Genomic DNA, 15,693 nt, shown 5'->3' on the forward strand with positions numbered 1-15,693 from the left:
GAATTGCCACTGTCAGGAGAGAGTGCTCTCAGCTTCACGCTGCAACGCACCGCCGAAGGCGCAGACACCCCACCTGGTGCCCAAACGCTCAGGCAAAAGGACTGACAAGCGCTGCCGCGCTGAATGCAGGCAGCGTTCCTTGCTGGAGAGAGATGCCGCACTACGCAATTGCGCTAGGTGATGGCATCCACCGAAGGAGCAAACCGCCCGACTTCACTGCGGCGGCGAATCTCTCAGGTAAAGCGGACAGCAGGGCAAGCCCGCTAGGCATGGCAGCCGCCGTGCATAGCCACTCATCTTGGTTTGAATGACCGGAGCGCTTGCCTGTGACTGTTGCCGATATTTCTTCCGACCTGCGCACCACGCCGCTGTTTGCCCTGCACCAGAGACTAGGCGCCCGCATGGTGCCGTTTGCCGGTTACTCCATGCCCGTTCAGTACCCTCAGGGACTGATGGCCGAGCATCTCCACACCCGCAAAGCCGCAGGCCTGTTCGATGTTTCGCACATGGGTCAGTTGCTGCTGCGCGGCCCTGACGCAGCGGCTGCGCTTGAATCGCTGATGCCCGTTGACATCATAGGTCTTGGTCTGCACAAGCAACGCTACGGCCTGCTGCTCAACGAGCAAGGCGGCATTCTGGACGACCTGATGTTCGTCAACCGGGGCAACGACCTGTTCCTCATCGTCAACGGTGCCTGCAAGGCGGCCGATATTGCGCATATCCAAAAACACATAGGCCAGCGCTGCAAAGTCCTGCCCCTGCCCGACCGCGGCCTGCTGGCGCTGCAAGGCCCACAAGCCGTAACTGCGCTGGCCCGGCTGATCCCCGGCGTGAGCGATCTGGTCTTCATGACTGGCAATCACTTTGACTGGCAAGGCCACGCGCTCTACATCACGCGCAGCGGCTATACGGGCGAGGACGGTTTTGAAATTTCCGTGCCCAGCGACGCTGCCGAGGCTCTGGCCGAGACATTGCTGGCCCAGCCCGAAGTCGCACCCATTGGTCTGGGCGCGCGCAACTCTTTGCGTCTAGAAGCGGGTCTGTGCCTGTACGGCAACGATATCGACACCACCACAACCCCGGTGGAAGGCGCGCTGAACTGGGCTATCCAGAAGGTACGCCGCACCGGCGGTGAACGCGAAGGCGGCTTTCCCGGCGCGGCCATTGTGCTTGCGCAGCTGCAAAATCCGCAGCAGCTCACGCGCAAGCGTGTGGGGCTTGTGGCCCTTGAGCGCATTCCCGTGCGCGAGCCTGCGGTGCTGGAGAACATGGACGGCCAGCATATCGGCCACATCACCAGCGGCCTGCTCAGCCCCACGCTGAACCAGCCTGTGGCGCTGGCCTATGTGCAGCCCGACTATGCGGCAGTGGATACCGAGATTTTCGCCATGGTGCGCGGCAAGCCCGTGCGCATGAAGGTAGCTGCCACGCCGTTTGTGCCCACCCATTACTACCGCGGCTAAGGCTGCCACCGCAGAACAGTCAGGCCAGTTCGCCAAACAGGTCACAGAACGCCGCTAAAGTGCGCGCTGGACCTTTCTCAAACATCTGATTCCCCGAATCCCCCATCTGGAGCCTTCCATGAGCATCAAGTATTCCAAAGAACACGAATGGATCAACGTCGCTGACACCAATGCCGCCATCGTCGGCATCACCGTCCACGCGCAAGACGCGCTGGGCGATGTGGTGTTTGTGGACCTGCCCGCAGTCGGCTCCACCTTCAAGGCTGGCGATGTCGCTGGCGTGGTTGAGTCCGTCAAGGCCGCCGCTGATGTCTACATGCCCGTGACCGGCGAAATCATCGAAGTCAACGAAGCCCTGCGCGACGACCCCGCACTGGCCAACAGCGACCCGCTGAGCACCGGCTGGTTCTTCAAGGTCAAGATGAGCGATGTGAGCGAGCTCGAAGGTCTGATGGAAGAAACCGCTTACAACGACTTCGCCAAGGACAATTAATTGGCACACGGCCTTCGCAGACGCGAAGGCCGTTTTTTTATGGCAAACGTCCGACACCACTTGCCGGTGCTTGCCAGTCACAGCTTTCGAGAATAGGTCCCTCCCATGCTGATGTCGCCCCCCGCTCCCGTTGCTTCGCTGGAGTCTCTGGAAAACTCCCGCGAGTTCCTCCCCCGCCATATCGGCCCTGATACCGACGAGCAGCAAAAAATGCTGGACGTCATCGGCAAGCCCACGCTGAATGCGCTGATTCGTGACGTGGTGCCCGCATCCATCGCCCGCCCCAAGCCCATGGACTTGCCCCCGCCTGTGACTGAAGCGGCAGCGCTGGCTGAACTCAAAGCCATTGCCAGCAAGAATCAGGTGCTGAAAAGCTTTATCGGTCAGGGCTACTACGGCACACACACGCCGGGCGTCATTCTGCGCAATATTCTGGAAAATCCCGCTTGGTACACAGCCTACACGCCGTATCAGGCAGAAATCTCGCAAGGCCGCATGGAGGCACTGGTCAACTTTCAGACCATGGTGACTGACCTGACCGGTATGCCGATTGCCAATGCATCCATGCTGGACGAAGCCACGGCCGCTGCCGAGGCAATGACACTGGCCAAGCGCTCGGTCAAATCCAAAAGCAACCGCATCGTGCTGGCTGGTGATGTTCACCCCCAGACCATTGAAGTCATCCAGACCCGTGCCCAGCCCATTGGCATTGAGGTGCTGGTCGCCAACAGCCAACAGGAATGGGAAGCCGCACTGGCGGGCGATCTGTTTGCCGCCGTCATCCAGTATCCGGCCTCCAGCGGCTGGATTGTGGACTGGAAGGCCGATGTGGACGCCATCCACGCCAAGCAAGCCGCCGCCATTGTGGCCACCGATTTGCTGGCCCTGACCCTGCTGACACCGCCCGGCGAATGGGGGGCCGACATTGTGGTGGGCAACAGCCAGCGCTTTGGCATGCCCATGGGCGCCGGTGGCCCGCACGCCGCCTTCATGGCTTGCCGTGACGAGTACAAACGCTCTCTGCCCGGCCGCCTGGTCGGCGTCAGCGTCGATGTGCATGGCAAGCCCGCCTACCGTCTGGCCCTGCAAACACGCGAGCAGCATATTCGCCGCGAAAAGGCTACGTCCAATATCTGTACGGCGCAGGTGCTGCCCGCAGTCATCGCCAGCATGTACGCCGTCTATCACGGCCCGCAAGGCCTCAAGCGCATTGCCCAGCGCGTGGCACGCTTTACCGCCATTCTGAGCCGTGGTCTGGCACAACTGGGATTCAGCGCCCATCACCATGACACGGCCTTCGATACGTTAAGCCTGCACACCGAGGGCGCTACGGATTCCATAGCTTCTCGCGCTGTATCCAATGGCGTAAACCTGCGAAAAGCCTTTAATGACTATCTGTGCATCAGCCTGGACGAAACCACGACCCGCGCCGATGTTGAGCTGATCTGGAGCATCTTCGCCAAAGACGACCAGGCCCTGCCCACGATTGAAGCCATGGATGAAGGTGCGCCCTCGCTCATTCCCGAGGCTCTGCAGCGCAGCAGCGCCTTCCTGACCCACCCGGTCTTCAACACCCACCATTCCGAAACCGCCATGCTGCGCTACATCCGCAGCCTCTCGGACAAGGACTTGGCACTGGACCGCAGCATGATCCCGCTGGGCAGCTGCACCATGAAGCTCAACGCCACCAGCGAGATGATCCCCATCACCTGGCCAGAGTTCGCCAACATCCACCCGTTCGCCCCCGCCAGCCAGTTGCAAGGCTATGCGGAACTGGACGAGTTGCTGCGCGGCTGGCTGTGCCAGGCTACGGGCTACGCCGGCATCAGCCTGCAGCCCAATGCAGGCTCGCAAGGTGAATACGCCGGTCTGCTGGCCATCAAGGCCTTCCATGAATCCAGGGGTGACGCGCACCGCAATATCTGCCTGATTCCCAGCAGCGCCCACGGCACCAACCCGGCATCTGCGCAAATGGTGGGCCTGCAGGTCGTGGTTACCAAGTGCGACGACAACGGCAATGTGGACATGGATGACCTGAAGGTGCATTGCGAAAAGTACAGCTCAAAATTAGCCTGCATCATGATCACCTACCCCAGCACGCATGGCGTGTTTGAGACGCAGGTCAAAGAGCTGTGCCAGCTGGTACACAGCCATGGCGGCCGTGTGTATGTAGATGGTGCCAACATGAACGCACTGGTCGGCCTTGCCGCACCCGGCGAGTTTGGCGGCGATGTAAGTCACCTGAACCTGCACAAAACCTTCTGCATTCCCCACGGCGGTGGCGGCCCCGGCGTGGGCCCCGTCTGCGTGGTCGAAGATCTGGTGCCCTTTCTGCCTGGCCATGCCACGGGCGGAGATACTCGCGAAGTAGGAGCCGTCAGCGCAGCGCCCTTGGGCAATGCAGCCGTTTTACCCATTAGCTGGATGTACATCCGCATGATGGGCGAGCCAAGTTTGAAGCTGGCGACCGAAACCGCCATCCTCAACGCCAACTACATCAGCGCCAGGCTTCAAGATCACTTCCCCACTCTGTACGCGGGCGAACACGGTCATGTGGCGCACGAATGCATCCTGGACCTGCGCCACTTCAAGGAAAGCTGCGGCGTGATGGCCGAAGACGTGGCCAAGCGCCTGATTGACTACGGCTTTCACGCGCCAACGCTGTCCTTTCCCGTGCCCAACACGCTGATGGTGGAGCCGACGGAGAGCGAGAACCTGTACGAGCTGGACCGCTTTATCGACGCCATGATCGCCATCCGCGCCGAGATTGCCGAGATCGAAGCGGGCAAGCTGCCACAGGATGACAACCCACTCAAAAACGCACCGCACACGGCCGAGACGCTGCTGAGCAGCGAGTGGAACCACAGCTACAGCCGCGAGACTGCCGCCTACCCCATGCCCGCCCTGCGCCGCGCCAAGTACTGGAGCCCCGTGGGCCGGGTGGACAACGTCTATGGCGACCGCAACCTGTTCTGCAGCTGCGTGCCCATGGACGCTTACGACGACTGATCGTTAAGAGTGTGCTGAAGCTCAAAAGCCAGTGTGTTTTAGCGCACTGGCTTTTTTGTCAAAACACCTCTATCGCCCATCTATCAAGCGCAACAAGCTATGAATTGATGAGCAAATAATGCGCCATCGCTTGGGCCTAAGCAAAGCCCAAGAGACTTTTGGCAAGCTGCAAGCAGCGCCCCCGCTTACACTGCCGGTGACTTACTCGCTACCCGGCACCTGCCGTCCATGAGCTCTTCTGAACGCCCCCTCCCGCCTCCGCCCCCCGCCATTGATGATGGTCTGCCGCTGCATGCCCTGCTGTCGCCGGGGGGCGCGCCCCTGGGCTTGAGCGCAGAGACCCTTCCACTGGTGCCCGAGGATGAAGATCCGCTGCAGGCGCTGGTGGCCGAGCTGCGCAACTATCAGCATGAACTCGAGTTGCAAAACGAGGTGCTCAACTACAGCCAGGCTGTGGCAGAAAGCGCCTCAGAGCGCTTCGAGACCCTGTTTGCCAGCATTCCGCTGCCCCTGCTGGTGCTCGATGAGTTTGACATGGTGGTACAGGCCAATGCCATGGCGCACCGCGCCTTTCAACCCACCGAGAAAGACCGGCTGCTGGTCAACTTCAAACCCTTTGTGCACGAGAGTGATACCCAGCGCGTGGCCATGGCGTTTGAGCAAGCCAAGGCCACGGGCCGCGCTGAAGTGCATGAGGTGCTGTTTCAGATCAACGAGCAGTACGAGCTGTGTGGTGACCTGCATATTTCCGCCGTGGCCGTGCACCAGCAAAACGGACCCGCCACCTGGCAGTATCTGTGCGCCGTGGTCAACCAGGGCCCGCTGCTCGCCGAGCGCAAGACGCTGCAAGAGCGCAACCAACAGTTGCACACCAGCGAGCGGCGGCTGGAGTCCGTCATCAACTCCTCGCTGGATGCCATCATCTGCATCGATCAGCGCCAGCGCATCACCGTCTTTAACCCCACGGCAGCCGCGCTATTTTTATGCTCACCACAAGATGCGCTGGGCAGCCCGCTGGACCGCTTTCTGCCAGACGCCACCCAAGCGCTGGCATTTGCCTCTCTAACCACGCAGGCCGTGCTGGGCGAAATGACGGGCATGACCGTCAGCGGACGCGAGATTCCGGTCGAGGTCAGTGTCTCCTTTGAGCACCACAGCAGCGGCGACACCACCACGATTTTTGCCCGCGACCTGACCAGCCGCAAGCGCGCTGATGCCCAGCGCAACGCGCTGGAAACGCAGCTGCGCGAGTCCCACAAAATGCAGGCGGTGGGCACCATGGCTGGCGGCATTGCCCACGACTTCAACAACATCGTGGGTGCCATTCTGGGCAATGTGGAACTGGCCAAGGCCGACAGCACGGGCAACCCCGCCGCCATGGAAAGCCTGCGCGAGATTGAAAAAGCTGGTCGCCGCGCCCGCGATCTGGTGCGCCAGATTTTGACCTTCAGCCGCAATGACAAGCCCGAGCGCCGCCCCGTGCAGGTGCAGGAAGTCATGTCTGACACGGCCCGCCTGCTGCGCGTGACCTTGCCGCCCTTCATCGGACTGCAGCTGCTTGAACCCGACAATCTGCCACCTTTGATGGCCGACCCCACGCAGGTAGAGCAAGCCCTGTTCAACCTCTGCAACAACGCCATGCAGGCCATTGGCAACCAGCGCGGCATCATCCAGATGCAGGCCATGCGCATTGCGCCAGACAGTTATCAATGCGAGCGTCTGGGACTGCCCGTGGCCGAATATCTGGCCTTCATCGTGCAAGATTCCGGCCCCGGCATGGATGCGGTCACCCAGCGGCGCATCTTCGAGCCATTTTTTACGACCAAGCCCGTTGGCCAGGGCACGGGACTTGGCCTGTCGGTGGTGCACGGCGTGATGCGTACGCATGGCGGTGCCGTCGATGTCCACAGTGAGCTGGGCCAGGGCAGTTGCTTTACGCTGTACTTCCCCTTGAGCGACAAGCACGACGCTAATTTTGATTTCGCTGAGCCCATCGCTGCCAAGCCCGTGGCCCTGCCCGCCGAGCCGCCCGAGCCCAGCGGCTCCCGCCATGTGATGTATGTGGATGACGATCAGGCACTGGTCTTTCTCTTTCAACGCCTGCTGCGCCGCCGGGGCTATCAGGTCTCGGGCTTTACCGACCCGCACGAGGCCATGGAAGCACTGCAGGGCGCGCCCAGCCGTTATGACCTGATCGTGACCGACTACAACATGCCCGGTTTCAGCGGCGTAGATCTGCTCAAGCAAGCGCTGCAGATCAACCCTCAGTTGCCGATTGCACTGGCATCGGGATATGTCACTGCCGAAATCGAGCAAGCCGCCATTGCCGCGGGTGCCAAGGCGCTGATCCACAAGCCCAATGATGTGCAGGACTTCTGCACCACCGTGCATGAGCTGCTGAACCCTTGAATTTTTGATGACGTTGATGAGTGAACTGAACTGCGTCTATGAGGACGAGCACCTGCTGGTGCTGAACAAGCCCTCCGGCCTGCTGTGCGTGCCCGGCCGTGGCCCCGACAAGCAAGACTGCCTGAGCCTGCGCGCCCTGCAGCATTTTGGCGATGCGCTGGTGGTGCACCGTCTCGATCAGGCCACCTCCGGTCTAGTCATCATGGCGCGCAACCTGCCCGTGCAGCGCCAGCTCAGTCAGGCTTTTGCCGAGAGGCAAATCCAAAAGCGCTATGTGGCGGTTGTCACTGGCGAGCTGCCATCTGTCCCCGTTACCGCCGATGAAGAGGGCTGGCAGCTGATTGACCTGCCCATTGCCGCCGACTGGGAGCGCCGCCCGCTGCGCATCATCAACCATGAAACCGGCAAAAGCAGCCAGACGCTGTGGAAGGTGCTGGAGCCTGTCAACCACTATGGCCTGCCCGCCACCCGCGTGCTGCTAAGCCCGCTGACAGGCCGCACCCACCAACTGCGCCTGCACATGGCCGCCACGGGCCACGCCATTCTGGGCGATGCGCTTTATGCCAGCGGAGAGGCCCTCAGCGCAAGTCCTCGTCTTTTGCTGCATGCGGCAGCACTGGAGATGACACACCCCATCAAAGGGACTCTGCTAAAAATCGAAAGCGCTCCTGACTTTTAAGCGCCCTCTTCCCTAGGCAGATACCACGGCCTCGCCGAATTGCACAAAAATTCAGCAAATCACAAAAATCAGCGAAACAGCTACACACCGCGCTACAAAAACACCAAGAAGGCCACTAAGGCCACCGCTTTACGCAAAATTCCAGCGCCAGCCATGTTTGAGCAGTTCAAATGAAGGCAGAGCTATATCCATAGCGCACTAGCTGCTATGCCTGACATAGCAAAAACCGCCCGCCTGCACCACCCCCTGCATACCCTGTTGCCTTCGGCAACCACTCGATTAACCTGAGCTTCTTTGCGCAAGCTGCATGTGCAGTTTTTGCGTTTCACGAACATCTAGTTTCGAAGGAAGTCCTCATGAGCATTCCGTTCCGCATGCAAGCCGTTGTTGCCGCTCTGGGTCTGGCTGGTGCCGCTCTGGTATCCACGGCTGCACACGCCCAGATCAAGATCGCCTTGGTCATCCCCACCACCGGCGCTCTGACTCAGTACGGAGACATGGTCAAGGAAGGCGCAACCACCGCCGTAGAAATGGCCAATGCGGCTGGCGGTATCGGCGGCAAGAAGATCGAACTGGTGCCCGTGGATGACGCTTGCGAGCCCAAGCAAGGCCCCGTGGCCGCCAACCGTGTGGTCAACAGCAAGATCGGCTATGTGGTCGGCCCCGTCTGCTCAGGCGCATCGATTGCCGCCGCTCCCATCTACAACAACGAAGGCGTGGTGGTAGTGACTCCATCCGCAACATCACCTGCGCTGACAGATGGCAAGAACTACCATTTCGTCTTCCGCACGATTGGCCGTGATGACCAGCAAGGCCCAGCCGCTGCCAAGTTCATCGTCAACACCATCAAGCCCAAGAAGGTTGCCGTGCTGCACGACAAGCAGTCCTACGGCCAAGGCATTGCTTCTTCCGTTCGTGACGACCTGAAAAAGGCCAACGTTGCCGTGGCTCTGTTTGAAGGCATCAACGCCGGCGACAGCGACTACTCCGCCGTCATCACCAAGCTCAAGGGCGCTGGCGTGGACTTTGTCTACTACGGCGGCTATCACCCCGAAATGGGTCTGCTGCTGCGCCAGGCTGCTGAACAAGGCCTGAAGGTCAAGATGATGGGCCCTGAAGGTGTGGGCAATCCTGAAGTAAACGCCATTGCCGGCCCTGCCGTCGAAGGCATGCTGGTGACCCTGCCCGCAGACTTCGCTGCCAACCCCAAGAACGCGGCCGTGGTGAAGGCCTTTGCAGACAAGAAGCGCAATGCTTCGGGTGCCTTCCAGCTGACCTCGTTTGCAGCCACCCAGTCTCTGCTGGCTGCTATCAAGGCTGCGGGTGACAACCCCGCTAAGGTGGCCGACTGGATGCACAAGTCCACTGTAGACACCGTGCTGGGCCCCGTGTCCTGGAACAAGCAAGGCGATCTGAACTCCTTCGACTTCCAGGTCTTCCAGTGGCACAAGGACGGCAGCAAGTCACTGGCCAAGTAATTCCACCGCTATCTTCCGGGGCAGTGGCGAGGGCCACGCCTGCGGATGTTTGATATCTGGCCCTCGGGCCTTTTCCTGTTTCAAGGGTGGCGTTACATGTCAGATTTTCTTCCTCAGCTGATACAACAGCTATTCAACGGGCTCTCACTCGGAGCCATTTACGCCCTGATCGCCATTGGCTACACCATGGTCTACGGCATCATCGGCATGATCAATTTCGCCCACGGTGACATTTACATGCTCGGGGCCTATATCGGCCTCGTCACACTTTCGGCGGTGGGCACGCAAAGCGGCCTACCCATCTGGGCCATCATCGGCCTGATGCTGGTGGTCTCCGTCTTCGTCACCGGAGTCTATGGCCTGGTGGTCGAACAGGTGGCCTACAAGCCTGTGCGTCAGAGCCCGCGCCTCGTGGCACTGATCTCGGCCATCGGTATGTCCATCTTCTTGCAGAACTGGGTGGCGCTGGGCCAGGGCGCGCGCGACATGGCCGTGCCATCGCTGTTGCCCGGTGCCATCAACTTTCATATGGGTGATTTCGAGGTCTTTATTCCCTACACCCGCGTACTCATCATCGTGGTGACCGTGCTGCTGATGATTGCCCTGACCATGTATATCAAGCATTCCCGCATGGGCCGCGCCTCGCGCGCCTGCGCGCAGGACATGCACATGGCCAATCTGCTGGGCATTGATACCAACAAAGTCATCTCCTTCACCTTTGTGCTGGGCGCTGTGCTGGCCGCTGTGGGCGGTGTGCTGATTGCGCTGGCCGTGGGCAAGCTCAACCCCTTCATCGGCTTTCTGGCTGGCATCAAGGCGTTTACGGCAGCGGTACTGGGCGGCATTGGCTCCATTCCTGGCGCCATGCTGGGCGGCGTGATTCTGGGTGTGGCCGAGACCTTTGCTGCGGCCTACATCTCGTCGGAGTACAAGGACATTGTGGCCTTTGGCCTACTGGTCACCATCTTGATGTTCCGCCCCTCCGGTCTGCTGGGCAAACCTGAAGTGGAGAAGGTCTGATGAAATACAGCTTTTCCGCTTCCTTTCGCGATGCGCTGATCGCCATGGTGATGACGGCCATCGTCGTCACCCCCGTCTTCAGCCTGCATCTTGAGCGCGCAGGCATGCGCACCGAGATCGCCCCCGACTGGCGCTGGACCATCTGGGCCTGCGTCATTGTGTTCATCGGCCAGATGCTCAAGCCCTTGCTCACCGGCAAGATGCCCAAGGTCAGCCTGCCAGCCATGCCGAAAATCAAGTCGGGCACGCGCAACGTCGTCATCTTTGTGGTGCTGATGATGGCGGCCTCCTGGCCGTTTTTCGCGGGACGCAACGCGGTGGACATTGCGACTCTGGCCATGATTTACGTCATGCTGGGCCTGGGCCTGAACGTAGTCGTGGGCTTTGCCGGCCTGCTGGATCTGGGCTTTGTGGGCTTCTACGCCGTAGGTGCCTATACCTACGCGCTGCTGTTCCACTGGGCCGGCTGGTCGTTCTGGCAAGCCCTGCCGCTGGCTGGTGCCGCTTCAGCCCTCTTTGGCTTTGTGCTGGGCTTTCCAGTCCTGCGCCTGCGCGGTGACTATCTGGCCATTGTGACGCTGGGCTTTGGCGAAATCATCCGCCTGCTGCTGACCAATATGACCAGCGTCACAGGCGGGCCTGACGGCATCTCCAGCATTCCCAAACCCACGGTATTCGGCCTGCCCATGACACGCAGCCCCGTGACTGAGGGTGGCACGACCTTTCACCAGTTCTTCGGGCTGGAGTTCAACTCCATGCACATGGTGATTGCGCTATACCTGATGGCGCTGCTGCTGGCCATGGTGACGCTGTTCATCAGCAACCGCCTGATTCGCATGCCCATTGGCCGCTCGTGGGAAGCGCTGCGCGAAGACGAAATTGCCTGCCGCTCTCTGGGCATGAACCCCATGAAGATCAAGCTCTCGGCCTTCACACTGGGTGCCATGTTTGCAGGTTTTGGCGGTGCTTTTTTTGCGGCGCGCCAGGGCATCGTGAACCCAGAGTCCTTTACCTTTATTGAGTCGGCACTCATTTTGGCCATCGTGGTGCTGGGCGGCATGGGCTCGCAGCTGGGCGTGATTCTGGCGGCCATCATCCTGACCGTGCTGCCCGAGCTGGCGCGCGAGTTCTCTGAATACCGCATGCTGATCTTCGGTCTGGTCATGATTTTGATGATGATCTGGCGCCCTCAAGGTCTACTGCCCATGAAGCGCCATCAGGTGGAGATCAAAGCATGACTCCGCCCATCAACGCTATCACTTTTATAACTACAACCACAGGCAGGACAAGCGCATGAGCGAGTATTTGCTAGAAGTCAAAGACCTGTGTATGCGCTTCGGCGGCCTGCTGGCCGTGGACAGCGTGGGCTTCAACGTGCGCCCGCAGGAAGTGTTTGCCATCATCGGCCCCAACGGTGCGGGCAAGACCACCGTATTCAACTGCATCAGCGGTTTCTATCAACCCTCGGGGGGGCGGTGGTGCTCAATGGGCAAAGCATTGCCGGGCATAGCAGCCATCAGGTGGCCAATCACGGCGTGGTGCGTACCTTCCAGAACGTGCGCCTGTTCAAGAGCATGACCGCGCTGGAAAACCTGCTGGTCGCCCAGCACAGCACGGGCCGGGTCAACCTGCTCAGCGGCCTGTTCAACACGCCCGCTTATCGCCGCGCCGAAGAAGCAAAGGTGGAAAACGCCCTGCAATGGCTGGACGTCATGGGCCTGCGCCAGTTTGCCAACCGCGAGGCGGGCAATCTGGCCTATGGTCACCAGCGCCGCCTTGAAATTGCGCGCTGCATGATCACCAAGCCTCGCGTGCTGATGCTGGACGAGCCCGCCGCCGGTCTGAATCCGCAGGAGAAAAAAGACCTGCAGCAACTCATTGACCAGTTGCGCACGCAGTATGGCGTGACCGTGCTGCTAATTGAGCACGATATGGGTCTGGTCATGGGCGTGTCCGAGCGCATTCTGGTCATGGAATACGGCAAGCCCATCGCCATGGGCCTGCCCGAAGCGATTCGCAATGATGAACGGGTCATCAAGGCCTATCTGGGAGAAGCCTGATGAGCAAGCCTATGCTGGAGCTAAGCCAAGTCTCCACCCACTACGGCGCGATCTGCGCCGTCAATCAGGTAAGCCTGCATGTCAATCAGGGCGAGATCGTCACCCTGATCGGCAGCAATGGAGCGGGCAAGACATCGCTGTTGATGACGGTGTGCGGCAACCCACGCGCCAGCAGCGGCCGCATTGCGTTCGAGGGCGAGGACATCACCCAGATGTCCACCCACCATATCATGCGCCGCGGCATCGCCATCTCGCCCGAAGGCCGCCGTGTCTTCAAAGACCTGACGGTGACCGAGAACCTGCAAATGGGCGCCTTCTTTCTGAACAAGAACGAAATTGCCGATGGCATTGAGCATGTCTTCACGCTGTTCCCGCGCCTCAAGGAGCGGGCCGTGCAGCGCTCGGGCACCATGTCGGGCGGCGAGCAGCAGATGCTGGCCATTGGCCGCGCGCTGATGAGCAAGCCTCGCCTGCTGTTGCTCGATGAACCCACGCTGGGTCTGGCCCCGCTGATCATTGCGCAGATCTTCGAGATCATCCAGACCATTCGCGCAGCGGGTGTGACGGTGTTTCTCGTCGAGCAAAACGCCAACCGCGCCTTGCAGATTGCCGACCGGGGCTATGTGCTGGAGACCGGCAAAGTGGTGCTGGAAGATACCGGAGCCAATCTGCTGACCAATGATGATGTGCGCAAGGCCTATCTGGGCCATTGATAACGCACTGAGTCACTGAGCGCAGCGAGCGTCACCATGCACAGGCCCTGCCGGATGCAAATCCGCGGGGCCTGTTTTTTCTGTCGCCAATCAACCGTAAGATGGTCGGCATGACCAAGCATTTGACGATTCTGACCGGCGGCTCTCGCGGCATGGGCCTGGCCATGGGCCAACAACTTCTAACGCAAGGCCACCATGTGCTGAGCATTGCCCGCAAGACCAGCGCAGAGCTGGCTGCCAGCGCCAGCAAGCCCGAGCAGCTATTGCAATGGGAGCAAGACCTGTCCCAGAGCGCAGCGGCTGCGCAGCGGCTCGCCACCTGGCTGGATACGCTCGAAAGCAGCGACTGGGCCAGCATCACCCTGATCAACAACGCAGGCGTCATTCCGCAGATTGCACCGCTGTCGCAAGTGCCTGCAGCCGACATGATCAACGCCATGCGCGTGGGGCTTGAGGCGCCCATGGCGCTGACCGGCGCCTTTCTGGGGGCTACCGAAAGCTGGAGCATTCCACGCAAAGTGCTCAATATTTCCTCCGGTCTGGGTCGCCGCGCCATGGCATCGCAGGCCAGTTACTGCACAGCCAAGGCCGGCATGGACCAGTTCAGCAACTGCGTGGCACTGGAAGAAGCGGCCAAGCCCAGCGGCGCGCGCATTGTGTCGCTGGCACCTGGTGTGATTGATACCAACATGCAGGTGCAACTGCGCAGTGCAGCCACTGGCGACTTCCCCGATGTGGAGCGCTTTGCCGGTCTGCATGCCAATGGTCAGCTGACCTCGGCAGCTGATGCCGCAGCCCGCGTTCTGGCCTGGCTTGAACGGACTGATTTTGGCGATCAAGTTGTCGCCGACGTGCGCCAGGCCTGAGCTTTTCTAACCTCAAAAACATAGCTGCTAGCGCTTGATATATAAGCGTTAGCGGCTTTTTTACTTTGAACTAATGAACAAAGCAAAAATCTGTGTGGCGCGGCAAGCTATTCGCGAGGTAAGCCCTTGCAAGCCCTGCATGCGTGGCAGAATGTTTCTACTGCTTCTGAGCAGCTGCAAGGCTGCGAAGAGCCGCAATCCGCGCCCGTGGGCCACAACGGCAGCGACACCCGATCGGTACGCTGCCTCCGTGCTAGTACATGCAGCAACCCTGCCGTGCAGCGCGCGCGAATGCTGGCTTGCCATGTCCGTACTGCATGGCTTGCGCTCTCCGGTAAAGACAAATACCCATTGATGGCGGAACCACCCTCCCCGATCATCGAAAAGCCCACCTTCCGTGACGCTGGTTTCAGGCTTATCAGCCCGTGACACCAGCAGCGACTGCGCCGCCCTTTTATGCGGGCCAGCGCTCCCCCGTTCGTCTCTGGAGTTTCTTTTTCATGTTTCGCCAAATCCTCATCAGCACAGCCGTGATCGCAAGCACGGGCCTGAGCTTCTCCGCCGCAGCACAAGATCTCGCCAAGGATTATCCGAACAAGCCTGTGCGCATGATCGTGCCCTTCCCACCGGGCGGCGGCACCGACATTCTTTCGCGCGTGATTGCCAGCAAGCTCACCGAAGTCAGCAAATGGTCTGTCGTGCCCGACAACCGCGCTGGCGCAGGCGGCACCATTGGCATTACCGAAGCCGTGAAATCTGCCCCCACCGGCTATGACATGGTGATGGGTCAAAAAGACAATGTGGTTCTGGGCCCTTATCTGTATAAAAGCCTGCCCTGGAACCCCACTCGAGATCTGACCCCCGTAGCCCACGTGGCCTACACCCCCATCGTGATTGCAACGGCAGCCAACTCGCCTTACAAAACGCTGGCGGATGTGGTGGCGGCAGCTAAAAAGAATCCATCCAAGATTACCTACGGATCGCCCGGCAACGGCACCAGCATTCATCTGGCCGGCGTGATGCTGGAAAAAGCCGCTGGCATTCAGCTGACTCACGTCCCCTACAAGGGCTCCAACCCCGCAATGATGGATGCACTGTCTGGCAATGTGGACCTGCTGGTGTCTTCCGTGCCCTCAGCCATCGGCCAGATCAAGGCCGGCAAGATGCGCGCCATTGCGGTCACATCTGCAGCCCGCTCCACTTCGCTGCCTGAGACACCGACGCTGGCGGAGTCTGGCCTCAAGGGCTTTAACGTGAGCACCTGGTATGGCATCTTCATGCCCCGCAACACGCCCACACCTATCGTGAACAAGGTCAACGCCGAAGTGAACAAGCTGCTGGCCATGCCTGAAGTCAAGGAAGCCATCCTGACGCAGGGTGCCGAGCCCAAGGCCATGAGCGTGCAGGCATTTGAGCAATTCTTCCAGACCGACTTCAAGGCTAACAAGGCCATCGTTGAAGCCTCGGGCGCGAGTATTCAGTAATCCTACTAAGCGCTTTACG

General features: G+C 60.3%; 11 protein-coding genes, 1 pseudogene and 2 riboswitches. All 12 genes and pseudogenes read left to right on the top strand.

The annotated features are described in order from the left end of the window. Positions 1 to 3 precede the first annotated feature (3 nt). Positions 4 to 114: riboswitch (glycine riboswitch) on the top strand. Between the two features lie 18 nt (positions 115 to 132). After that, positions 133 to 260: riboswitch (glycine riboswitch) on the top strand. A 66-nt stretch (positions 261 to 326) separates the two neighbouring features. The 12 genes and pseudogenes from gcvT to CLU84_RS10320 all read left to right on the top strand — a co-directional run bounded on the left by gcvT (position 327) and on the right by CLU84_RS10320 (position 15,674). Further along, positions 327 to 1,463 carry a glycine cleavage system aminomethyltransferase GcvT gene (gene gcvT / locus CLU84_RS10265; RefSeq protein ID WP_099737972.1) on the top strand — a complete coding sequence of 379 codons (1,137 nt, stop codon included), beginning with the start codon at positions 327 to 329 and terminating at the stop codon, positions 1,461 to 1,463. Between the two features lie 118 nt (positions 1,464 to 1,581). Further along, positions 1,582 to 1,956, top strand: a complete 375-nt coding sequence (gene gcvH / locus CLU84_RS10270) for a glycine cleavage system protein GcvH (protein WP_099737079.1) — start codon at positions 1,582 to 1,584, stop codon at positions 1,954 to 1,956. A gap of 105 nt (positions 1,957 to 2,061) precedes the next feature. After that, positions 2,062 to 4,965 carry an aminomethyl-transferring glycine dehydrogenase gene (gcvP, locus tag CLU84_RS10275; protein ID WP_099737080.1) on the top strand — a complete coding sequence of 968 codons (2,904 nt, stop codon included), beginning with the start codon at positions 2,062 to 2,064 and terminating at the stop codon, positions 4,963 to 4,965. A gap of 228 nt (positions 4,966 to 5,193) precedes the next feature. Beyond that, entirely contained in the window at positions 5,194 to 7,374 is a 2,181-nt protein-coding gene (locus CLU84_RS10280) for an ATP-binding protein (RefSeq protein WP_099737081.1), read from the top strand. 16 nt (positions 7,375 to 7,390) lie between these two features. Continuing rightward, on the top strand, positions 7,391 to 8,053 hold the full coding sequence (locus tag CLU84_RS10285) for an RluA family pseudouridine synthase (RefSeq protein ID WP_099737973.1): 663 nt from the start codon (positions 7,391 to 7,393) through the stop codon (positions 8,051 to 8,053). Positions 8,054 to 8,409: 356 nt separating this feature from the next. Beyond that, the gene (locus CLU84_RS10290; RefSeq protein ID WP_099737082.1) at positions 8,410 to 9,531 is read left to right on the top strand and encodes a high-affinity branched-chain amino acid ABC transporter substrate-binding protein; all 1,122 of its coding nucleotides are present in this window, start codon (positions 8,410 to 8,412) and stop codon (positions 9,529 to 9,531) included. A 96-nt stretch (positions 9,532 to 9,627) separates the two neighbouring features. Further along, complete coding sequence (livH, locus tag CLU84_RS10295; RefSeq protein ID WP_099737974.1) at positions 9,628 to 10,551, top strand: high-affinity branched-chain amino acid ABC transporter permease LivH; 924 nt, start codon at positions 9,628 to 9,630, stop codon at positions 10,549 to 10,551. Further along, the gene (locus CLU84_RS10300; RefSeq protein ID WP_099737083.1) at positions 10,551 to 11,789 is read left to right on the top strand and encodes a high-affinity branched-chain amino acid ABC transporter permease LivM; all 1,239 of its coding nucleotides are present in this window, start codon (positions 10,551 to 10,553) and stop codon (positions 11,787 to 11,789) included. The genes livH and CLU84_RS10300 overlap by 1 nt, the downstream gene beginning before the upstream one ends. A 55-nt stretch (positions 11,790 to 11,844) precedes the next feature. Further along, a pseudogene (livG, locus tag CLU84_RS10305) lies at positions 11,845 to 12,611 on the top strand (high-affinity branched-chain amino acid ABC transporter ATP-binding protein LivG). Next, entirely contained in the window at positions 12,611 to 13,324 is a 714-nt protein-coding gene (locus CLU84_RS10310; RefSeq protein WP_099737084.1) for an ABC transporter ATP-binding protein, read from the top strand. Before livG ends, CLU84_RS10310 begins: the two are co-directional and overlap by 1 nt. A gap of 101 nt (positions 13,325 to 13,425) precedes the next feature. Beyond that, positions 13,426 to 14,190, top strand: a complete 765-nt coding sequence (locus CLU84_RS10315) for an SDR family NAD(P)-dependent oxidoreductase (RefSeq protein WP_099737085.1) — start codon at positions 13,426 to 13,428, stop codon at positions 14,188 to 14,190. 500 nt (positions 14,191 to 14,690) lie between these two features. Then, entirely contained in the window at positions 14,691 to 15,674 is a 984-nt protein-coding gene (locus CLU84_RS10320) for a tripartite tricarboxylate transporter substrate binding protein (RefSeq protein ID WP_099737086.1), read from the top strand. The last annotated feature ends 19 nt before the right edge of the window (positions 15,675 to 15,693 follow it).

Origin of the sequence: Comamonas sp. 26 (genome assembly GCF_002754475.1) — a bacterium.
GTDB lineage: Bacteria > Pseudomonadota > Gammaproteobacteria > Burkholderiales > Burkholderiaceae_C > Comamonas.

Coding starts and splice junctions, on each gene's coding strand:
- gcvH (WP_099737079.1), top strand. CDS start 1,582: ATGAGCATCAAGTATTCCAAAGAACACGAATGGATCAACGTCGCTGAC.
- gcvP (WP_099737080.1), top strand. CDS start 2,062: ATGCTGATGTCGCCCCCCGCTCCCGTTGCTTCGCTGGAGTCTCTGGAA.
- CLU84_RS10280 (WP_099737081.1), top strand. CDS start 5,194: ATGAGCTCTTCTGAACGCCCCCTCCCGCCTCCGCCCCCCGCCATTGAT.
- CLU84_RS10285 (WP_099737973.1), top strand. CDS start 7,391: ATGAGTGAACTGAACTGCGTCTATGAGGACGAGCACCTGCTGGTGCTG.
- CLU84_RS10290 (WP_099737082.1), top strand. CDS start 8,410: ATGAGCATTCCGTTCCGCATGCAAGCCGTTGTTGCCGCTCTGGGTCTG.
- livH (WP_099737974.1), top strand. CDS start 9,628: ATGTCAGATTTTCTTCCTCAGCTGATACAACAGCTATTCAACGGGCTC.
- CLU84_RS10300 (WP_099737083.1), top strand. CDS start 10,551: ATGAAATACAGCTTTTCCGCTTCCTTTCGCGATGCGCTGATCGCCATG.
- CLU84_RS10310 (WP_099737084.1), top strand. CDS start 12,611: ATGAGCAAGCCTATGCTGGAGCTAAGCCAAGTCTCCACCCACTACGGC.
- CLU84_RS10315 (WP_099737085.1), top strand. CDS start 13,426: ATGGTCGGCATGACCAAGCATTTGACGATTCTGACCGGCGGCTCTCGC.
- CLU84_RS10320 (WP_099737086.1), top strand. CDS start 14,691: ATGTTTCGCCAAATCCTCATCAGCACAGCCGTGATCGCAAGCACGGGC.